The organism is Limimaricola litoreus (genome assembly GCF_024159025.1).
Classification (GTDB): domain Bacteria; phylum Pseudomonadota; class Alphaproteobacteria; order Rhodobacterales; family Rhodobacteraceae; genus Limimaricola; species Limimaricola litoreus.
The window spans coordinates 1-8,336 of the sequence record NZ_JAMYXC010000042.1 but is presented as its reverse complement, the minus strand read 5'-3'; the positions used below and the strand labels follow the sequence as shown (position 1 = coordinate 8,336).

Sequence of the window (8,336 nt, the reverse complement as noted above, 5' to 3'; positions counted from 1 at the left end):
CGAGCGCCACCTCGACCGGATCGGCGGCGACGCGCCGCTCGGCATCGCGTCGGGCCAGCTCCAAGATGCCGCCGGGCAGATCGGGGCCATGCACCACCAGATCGGCCTCCTGCATCCGGCGCACGCCGCGCAGGCACACTAGATCCGCCTCCCCCGGCCCCGCGCCGACATAGGCGACCGACCCCTCGGCCGCGCCCGGCCCCTCCTCCAGACGCGCCTTCAGAAGCTGCGCCGCGCGGCGCTCGGAGCCCGAGGAATGGGCGCGACGTACCGGACCGGAAAACACCCAGACCCAGAAGTCGCGCCGCGCGCGGGCTGAGAGCCTCTGCCCCACGGCACTCCGCATCCGGCCCGCCAGGGCCGCCAGCGCGCCCAGGCGCGGCTCGAGCATCGTCTCCACGGCCGTCTTGATCTGTCGGCCCAGCACGGGTGCCGTGCCCTCGGTGCCGATCGCCACCACCACCGGGTCGCGATCGACGATCGAGGGGGTGAGCGCATCGCACAAAGCGGGCCGGTCGACCACGTTGACCACCGGCGCGCCCAACGCCTTGGCCAGCGCGTGCAGCGCCCCATCCGCCCCGGCCGAGCCGGTGGCGACGAAGGTGATGGCCGCGCGCTCGAACAGGTCGGCGTGGATCTCGTGCGCATCGACGAGCCGAAGCCGCCCCTCTTCGGCCAGCGCGCGCAATTCCTCGTCGAACTCGAAGCCCGCGACGATGATTTCGGCATCGGTGCGGATCACCAGCCGCGCCTTCTGCGCCGCCTGCTCGCCGCCGCCCAGGATGACGATGCGCCGACCGGAGGTGGCGAGGAACATCGGAAAGGCCTTCATGCCGCGGCCTCGTCAGGCAGCGCTGCGCGGTCGCGCGCCTGCCACAGCGCTTCGGCCAGCGCCTCGGCGCGGGCAAGGCCGGGGGCGGCGCGCAGGGCAAGGAGCGCCAGAGCGGCGGTGCCGGTGACAAGCGCCGTGGCGAAGGCATCGTCGCTCTCGCCGGCCCAGAGCCTGCGCAGATCCTCGGGCCGCCCGCCCGGATCGGCGAGGCGGCGGGTCTCGTCGCGCAGGGCCTGCGCGGTCAGGTCGACCTCGGCCCCGTCGAGCAGGCCGAACAGCTCGATCTCCTTGGAGGGATTGCGCTCGAACTCGCCGCCCGCGCCCTTGAGGATCATCAGGTTGCGCTGCCCCATCAGCGCGCCCGTGTCGGTCTGCAGCCCTCGGTAGGAGGGGTGGAACACGCCTTGGACCTGCGCGTCCGCGCCGAAGGGGTTGGCCACGCGCAGCACCGTGTTGATGCACGATCGCAGCCCGAACACCTCGCGCAGGCGGATCAGCCGGTGGCCGCCGGGCGACCAGGCTTCGAGCGGCACATAGGCGATGGAGGCGCGATCCAGCGCCGAGGCGAGGGCCGCGCCGCTTTCGGCCACGGGAATGCCAAGTCCGGGCAGCGCATCGCGGATCTCGTGGCGATGGGCGTTCCAGCCATGCAGGGCCACCCGGTGCCCGGCCCCCGCCACCAGCTTGGCCGCGAGCAAAAACCACGGCAGGCCGCGCGTCCGCCCGGCGGCGTAGGAGGGCCAATCGAGCGCGGGCGCGGCACGGCGCCATTCCTCGCCACTGGCCAGCGCATCGGCGAAACCGGCGATTTCCTCCGCGCTCTCGCCGCGGTAGCGCATCACCATCAAGAGCGCGCCCGCCGCCTCGGGTGCTGCGGTGCCGTCGAGGATCAGCCGCAGCGCGCTTGCCGCCTCCTCGCGCGTGAGGTGGCGGCCCCGGCCCGGCCCGCGCGCCACGGCGGCCACGAAGGGCGCGAGCGCGGTCTCGTCGCGTTGTGATGCGAATGATGTCATGGTCCCTGCCCCTCTGACCGGAGTTCGCTTCAGACTAGGCCGACAGAGGCGCAGAGGAAGGCCCCGGGGTCAATGCGCGCGGGCGCGGGATGCGGCCCGGCTGCGACGAGCCGTCGCTTTTTGCCGCGCCGTGCCGCTGGTATGAGCGGGAGACGCGCCGATGCGGCGCAGTCGTTTCAAGGATATTACCATGATGTTCCGCTCCCTTGCCCTCATCGCGGCCCTCGGGTTTGCCGGCGCCGCGCAGGCGCATGATTTCGAGGCCGGTGGCCTGACCGTGCTGCACCCCTTTGCGATCGAGACGGCCAGCCGGGCGACCACGGGTGCGGGCTACCTCACGATCCGCAACGAGGGCGAAACCGCGGATGCGCTGATCGGCGTCGAGGCCGATTTCCCGAAGGTGACCCTGCACGAGTCGGTCGAGGCCGACGGCATGATGACGATGCAGCCGCTCGAGCGCATCGACATCGCGCCGGGCGAGACGGTGACGCTGGCGCCGGGCATGGGCGGGCATGTGATGTTCATGGGGCTCGAGGCGCCGTTCGAAACCGGCGCGCGCTTTCCCGCGACGCTGATCTTCGAAGAGGCCGGCGAAGTCGCGGTCGAGTTCGTGGTCGAGGCGCGCCCCGAGGCCGAAGGCGGCATGGATCATGGGGTGATGGGCCATGATGACATGGACCATGACGCAATGGATCACGGTGACATGGGCCATGACATGGACGCGCCCGCCGACGAGTGAGGCGAAGCGCCGGGGCGCTCGGGCTCTCAGGCCCGGGTGGCCAGCGCGCTCAGCATGTCGAGGCAGGCGGCGAGCTGGCTTTCTTCGAGGTATTCGTCGGGCCGATGCGCCTGCGCGATGTCGCCCGGCCCGCAGAGTACCGCATCCATCCCTAGCGATTGCCAGATCCCGGCCTCGGTGCCGAAGGGCACGAGGCCAGGCCTCCCGCCCACCAGCCCCAGCAGCAGGTCGCGCGCGGCATTGGCGGCGCGCGGCTCCAGCCCCGCCACCTCACCGAAGCATTCGGTCTCGATGACAAGCCCCGGATGCGCCGCCATCTCCGTCTCGACATGATCGACCAGCGCTTGTTTCACGTGGCACGCCTCGGCCTCGCATGTGGGGCGCATCTCCCATTCCACCGCCCCCTGCCCCGCGATCACGTTGCGCGCCACGCCCGCCTCGATCCGCCCCAAGCTGATCGTGGCCCATGGCGGGTCGAAGACCCCCTCGGGGCGCATCGCCTTCAGCTCGCCCGCCAGCGCCTCCAACCGCTGCGCGAAGCGCGCCGCCGCCCAGCCTGCGTTGAGCCCGAGATCGGGGGCCGAGCCATGACCGTCGCGCCCGGTGAAGCGGGTGGTGTATTCGAAGCAACCCTTGTGCCCCTCGATCACTTGCATCCGCGTCGGCTCGCCGATGATCGCCATGGCCGGGCGCGGCCCCTCCGCGGCCATCGCCCGCGCCAGCGCCTGCGCGCCGATGCAGCCCACCTCCTCGTCATGGGTAAGCGCGAGATGCACGGGCGCGCCGCGCTGCGCCAGACGGGGCAGCATGGTGACGCAGGCCGCGACGAAACCCTTCATGTCGCAAGCGCCGCGCCCGTAAAGCCGCCCGACCTCGCGGCGCAGGGTGAACGGGTCCGACGACCAGCCCTCGCCCGGCGGCACCACGTCGAGATGGCCCGAAAGTAGCAGCCCCCCGTCCCCCTCGGGCCCGGTGCTGGCCAGGAGGTTGGCCTTTTCGCCCGTGGCGTCGGGCAGGATGCGGACCCGCGCGCCGTCGGCGCGCAGGCGGATCGCCAGAAACTCGACCAGATCGCGGTTGCCCCGGTCCGACATCGTGGGATGGGCGATCATCCGCGACAGGAGCGCGATGGTCTCCTCCAGCGCGCTCATGGCTTGACGAAGAGCTTGCGGTCGAGGTCGCACAGCGTCTCGGCCGGGCCCTCTTCGCGGATCAGGATGGTCTCGGTCGTCTCCAGCCCCCAGCCCTCCATCCATATCCCCGGCATGAAGTGGAAGGTCATGCCCGGTTCCAGCACCGTCAGGTCGCCCTTGCGCAGGCTTGCCGTGCGCTCGCCCCAGTCGGGCGGGTAGCTGAGCCCCACCGGGTAACCGCAGCGGTTGGGCCGGTGGATGCCGATGCGCCGGAGCGGCGCGTGAAGTGCGGCGGCGATGTCCTGCGTGGTGTTGCCCGGCCGCGCGGCGTCGAGCGCGGCCTCCAGCCCCTCGGTCAGCGCCTCCGAGGCGCGGGCCATCTCGTCGGGCGGCGGCCCGAGATGGACGGTGCGGCACAGGGGCGCGTGGTAGCGGCGCACGCAGCCCGACAGCTCGAAGAAGGTGGCCTCGCCGCGCTTCATCTCCTCGCCGTTCCATGTCAGATGCGGCGCGCTGGCATCGGCGCCCGAGGGCATGAGCGGCACGATGGCGGCGTAATCGCCCCAATCCTCGCCCGTGCCACGCACGGCGGCGCGCATCACCTCGCCCACGAGCTCGTTCTTGCGCCGCCCCGGTTCGGCCAGCTCGATCGCCAGCCGCGCGATCGTCTCGGAGATCCGCGCCGCGCGGCGCATCATCGCGATCTCGGGTGGCGATTTCACCAGCCTTTGCCAGTTCACCAAGGCCGTTGCATCCACCAGCGTCGCATCGGGCAGCGCCGTCTCGAGCACGGCATGCGCCTTGGCGGAGTAGTAGTAATTGTCCATCTCGACGCCGATCCGGGCGCGACCCCGCCCCATGCCGATCAACCGCGCGGCGAGGTCCTGCATCGGGTGGCGGGTGGAGGACTGCACGTAGCGGTCGTCATAGCCAAGGATGCAGGGCTCCCCCATCCAGACGGTGCGCTGCGCGCCCGCCGTGTCCTGCATCCGGCCCCACCAGCAGGGCTCCCCCTCGATCGGCAGAATCACGCCCTGATGGACGTAGAAGGACCAGCCGTCGTAGCCGGTGAGCCAGTTCTGGTTCGAGGGGTCGGTGACGAACAGCACGTCGAGACCGGCGCGGGCCATGGCCCGGCGCGTCGCGGCAAGGCGGCGGTCGTATTCGGGGCGGTCGAAGGGGGCGGCATGCGGTCCCATGGGCACTCCTGCTGACATGCCCTCAGGCGACAGGCTCGGCGGCGCCCGGTCAATTCCATGCACGCCATTTCACGGCTCGATTCCGACGCGGAGCGGTTGCGGCGCATTGTTCCACGCTTTCGTGCGTTTCGGCGCCGATCCGCCGATGGCGGGGCCATGCGCGGCAATCTTGGCCAGCGAGCCGTCAAAGGGGCTACACCAAAGTATGGGTCGGGGCGGAAATGGGTAGGAGTCATGGAAGCGATCGAAGTGGTGGACCTCGACAGGACCGGACGACACCGCGAGGAGACGGCCTTTCTTGCCGCGCTCGATCAGGCGCCTTTGCCGATGTGGCTTTCGGATCCCGATTACGAAGGCACCTACTTCAACACCGCCTGGCTCGCGTTTCGTGGCCGCACGCTGGAGCAGGAGATCGGCGGCGGCTGGCTCACCGGCATCCACCCCGATGATCTGCCCGCGCTCGACGGCTATGCCTCGGCGCTGACCGATGGCCGGCCCTTTCAGGTCGAATACCGCCTGCGGCGGCACGACGGGGTGTGGCGCTGGTTTCTCGACACCGGCAAGCCGCGGCTCGACGAGGAGGGCCGCCTGCTCGGCTACATCGGCAGCTGTGTCGACATCACCGACCGGCGCGAGACCGCCCAGGCGCTCGGCCATGCGCAGGCCCGGCTGGAGCTGGCGCAGGAGGGCGCGGCGCTCGGGGTCTATGATTGGGACATGGCCGCCAACCGGCTGACCTGGTCCGAGCAGATGTTCCGGCTCTACGGATTGTCGCCGGATATCGGGGCGCAGGGCGAGCCCGATGCGCTGATCGCGGCATGGATGGGGCGATTGCATCCCGAAGATCGCGCGCGCTGCGCGGCGGATCTGCGCGAATGCCTCGATTCGCGTGAGATGGAACGGCTCACCATGTCCTTCAGGGTGATGCATCCCGAGACCGGGTTGCGCTGGATCGAGGGGCGCGGCCGGCTGTTGCGCGATGCGCAGGGCCGTCCGGCACGTCTGACCGGGGTGAACTTCGACACCACCGAACAGCACCGGCGCGAGGAGGCACGCGCCCGCGCGGCGATGCTGCTGCGGATGAGCGCGGATCTCGCCGATCTGGGCACCTGGGAGCTGGACCCCGCGACCCGCAAGGTCACCGCCTGCCCGCATGCCGCCGCGCTGCTCGGCCTGCCCGAGGGCGATGCGCCATGGCCGCTGGCCGCGGTTCTGGCGCGGCTGGCCCCCGAAGACCGCGAGGCGATGCGCACGGAGCTGCGCGCCGTGCTGGAGCAGGATGCGGAGACAACCGGGGTCTACCGGGTCCAGAACGCCGAGGGGCGGACGCGCTGGCTGAGCACCCGCGGGCGGATGGTCCGGCTGCTCGACGGCAGCACCCGGCTGATCGGCGCGCTGACCGACGTCACCGACGAGCGGCGGCGCGAGGCCGAGCGCGAGGCCGAACTGGAGCGGCGGCGGATCCTGCTCTCGGAGCTGAACCACCGCATGAAGAACAACCTGCACCTGATCCTGTCGATGCTGCGGCTCGAGGCGAACCGCTCGGGCCGGCCCGAATGCTTCGACGCGGCGACCAAGCGGATCGAGGCGGTGGCCGACCTGCACGCGCAGCTGGGCTTCGGCGAGGATGCGGGGCATTTGCGATTCGACGCCTATCTCGATGAACTGGCCGAAAAGCTGCGCCGCTCGGCGCTGGAAGGCACCGAGATCGCGCTCGATTGCACGACCGAACCGGTCGATCTCGACCTGGGGCGCGCGGTGCCCCTGGGGCTGGTGATCAACGAGCTGGTCACCAACGCCATAAAATACGCCTTTCCCGCCAACCGAGGCCGGATCGAACTGGGCCTCGGAACGGCGCGGGACGGCACGATCCGGATCCTCGTCTCGGATGACGGGATCGGGCCGGATGCGGAACCGGACGCGCAACCGGCCTCCGGGCTCGGCGCGGGGCTGGTGACGGGGCTTTGCGCCCAGATCGGCGCCCGGATCGAGAGCCGCAGCCTGCCCGGCATGCGGCACGAGATCCTCCTTCCGCCAAAGGGCTGAGCCGCCGTCTCCCGGCCTGCCCCCTGAGAGGCTGCCGGTTCGGCGCGCGGCCTAGAAGTCGAGCCCGAGGTCGAGGGTGCGCGCCGAATGGGTCAGCGCGCCGGAGGAGATGTAATCGACGCCGGTGGCGCAGACCTCCGCCACCCGCGCGCGGCGCATGTTGCCCGAGGCTTCGGTGACGAGGCGGCCGCCGACCCTCTCGACCGCGCGGGCGAGATCGGGGGTCGACATGTTGTCGAGCAGCACGACATCTGCGCCGCCCGTCTCCAGAACCTCTGAAAGCTGCTCCAGCGTGTCGACCTCGATCTCCACCTTGAGCATGTGCGAGGCCGAGGCGGTCGCGGCGCCCAGCGCGGCGCGGATGCCGCCCGCCGCGGCGATGTGGTTGTCCTTGATCAGGATCGCGTCCGAAAGCCCGTAGCGGTGGTTGAAGCCGCCGCCATGCAGCACCGCGAGCTTCTCGGCGGCGCGCAGGCCGGGCGTGGTCTTGCGGGTGCAGGTGATGCGGGTCTTCGTGCCACGGGTTTCGGCGACGAAGCCCGCCGTCAGCGTGGCGATGCCAGACAGCCGCCCGGCGAAATTGAGCGCCACCCGCTCGGCGGAGAGGATCGACGCCGCCGACCCCTCGATCTCCATCAGCGTGTCGCCGGGGGCGCAGGGCTGGCCATCGGCAAGGCGGGGCGTCACCCGCAGCGCCGGATCGACGAGGCGGAACGCAAGCGCCGCGATCTGCATCCCCGAGACGACGCCCGCCTCGCGCGCGTTGATCCGCGCGGCATAGCGCGTGCCCTCGGGGATGACGGCGCGGGTGGTGACATCGCCGTAAGCGCCGAGATCCTCGTGCAGCGCGTGGCGCACCATCGGTTCGAGCAAGAGGTCGGGGATCTGGGTCATGCGGTCTCCGTCGCCGCGCAACGCGCGCGAATCTTCAGGGCGTCTGTGAGCGTCAGGCGGCTGCGGCGCGCCTGCGCGGGGTCGGGTTCGGGGTGATCGGTGCGGCAATGGCCGCCCCGGCTTTCGCGGCGGATGAGCGCGGCCGCGGCGATCAGCGTCGCGGTGGCGGTCATGGCGTGAAAGGCAGGGGCCGTCTCGGCCCGTTCCAGCGCGGCGATGCCCGCAAGCGCGCGGGCCAGCCCCGCGCCATCGCGCAGCACCGCGACATGGTCGGTCATCAGGCGGCGCAGCGCCGCCACGCTGGCGAGCGCGGGACGACGCCCGCCGGGCACAAAGGCGACCGTCAATTCGGGGGCGGCCCCGGGCCCCGGCCCGATATCCTCGGCGCAGCGGCGCGCGAAGACCAAAGCTTCGAGCAGCCCGTTCGAGGCGAGGCGGTTCGCGCTGCCACCAGCGACCTCGAAATCGCGCAAATGAAGA

At 71.2% G+C, this 8,336-nt stretch carries 7 protein-coding genes and 1 pseudogene; 2 read left to right on the top strand and 6 right to left on the bottom strand.

Annotated features, from left to right (window positions below; genetic code table 11):
* Together NHG85_RS03415 and NHG85_RS03410 are read right to left on the bottom strand one after the other, a co-directional pair.
* Positions 1-832 (bottom strand): NAD(P)-dependent oxidoreductase (locus tag NHG85_RS03415; protein WP_253329832.1); only part of this gene is annotated, 832 nt, incomplete at its 3' end.
* Complete coding sequence (locus NHG85_RS03410) at positions 829-1,845, bottom strand: glycosyl transferase family protein (RefSeq protein ID WP_253329830.1); 1,017 nt, start codon at positions 1,843-1,845, stop codon at positions 829-831. The genes NHG85_RS03410 and NHG85_RS03415, both read right to left, overlap by 4 nt.
* A 190-nt stretch (positions 1,846-2,035) precedes the next feature.
* Between NHG85_RS03410 and NHG85_RS03405 the strand changes: the two genes are divergently transcribed.
* Positions 2,036-2,584, top strand: a complete 549-nt coding sequence (locus NHG85_RS03405) for a copper chaperone PCu(A)C (protein WP_253329828.1) — start codon at positions 2,036-2,038, stop codon at positions 2,582-2,584.
* Between the two features lie 26 nt (positions 2,585-2,610).
* Here the strand turns inward: NHG85_RS03405 and argE are convergent, their stop codons facing one another.
* Both argE and NHG85_RS03395 read right to left on the bottom strand, forming a co-directional pair.
* A complete protein-coding gene (gene argE, locus NHG85_RS03400; RefSeq protein WP_253329826.1) occupies positions 2,611-3,735 on the bottom strand; it encodes an acetylornithine deacetylase in 1,125 nt (374 codons plus the stop codon).
* On the bottom strand, positions 3,732-4,916 hold the full coding sequence (locus NHG85_RS03395) for a M24 family metallopeptidase (protein WP_253329824.1): 1,185 nt from the start codon (positions 4,914-4,916) through the stop codon (positions 3,732-3,734). The genes argE and NHG85_RS03395 overlap by 4 nt, the downstream gene beginning before the upstream one ends.
* Before the next feature lie 234 nt (positions 4,917-5,150).
* On the opposite strand from NHG85_RS03395, the gene NHG85_RS03390 reads away from it, so the two are divergent.
* Positions 5,151-6,962 (top strand): PAS domain-containing protein, encoded by a 1,812-nt coding sequence (locus NHG85_RS03390; RefSeq protein ID WP_253329822.1) that lies wholly within the window; start codon positions 5,151-5,153, stop codon positions 6,960-6,962.
* 51 nt (positions 6,963-7,013) lie between these two features.
* On the opposite strand, the gene nadC is transcribed toward NHG85_RS03390, so the two are convergent.
* Both nadC and NHG85_RS03380 read right to left on the bottom strand, forming a co-directional pair.
* Complete coding sequence (nadC, locus tag NHG85_RS03385) at positions 7,014-7,856, bottom strand: carboxylating nicotinate-nucleotide diphosphorylase (protein WP_253329820.1); 843 nt, start codon at positions 7,854-7,856, stop codon at positions 7,014-7,016.
* Positions 7,853-8,336 (bottom strand): annotated as a pseudogene (locus tag NHG85_RS03380) (L-aspartate oxidase); the annotation flags it as partial. The pseudogene NHG85_RS03380 and the gene nadC, both read right to left, overlap by 4 nt.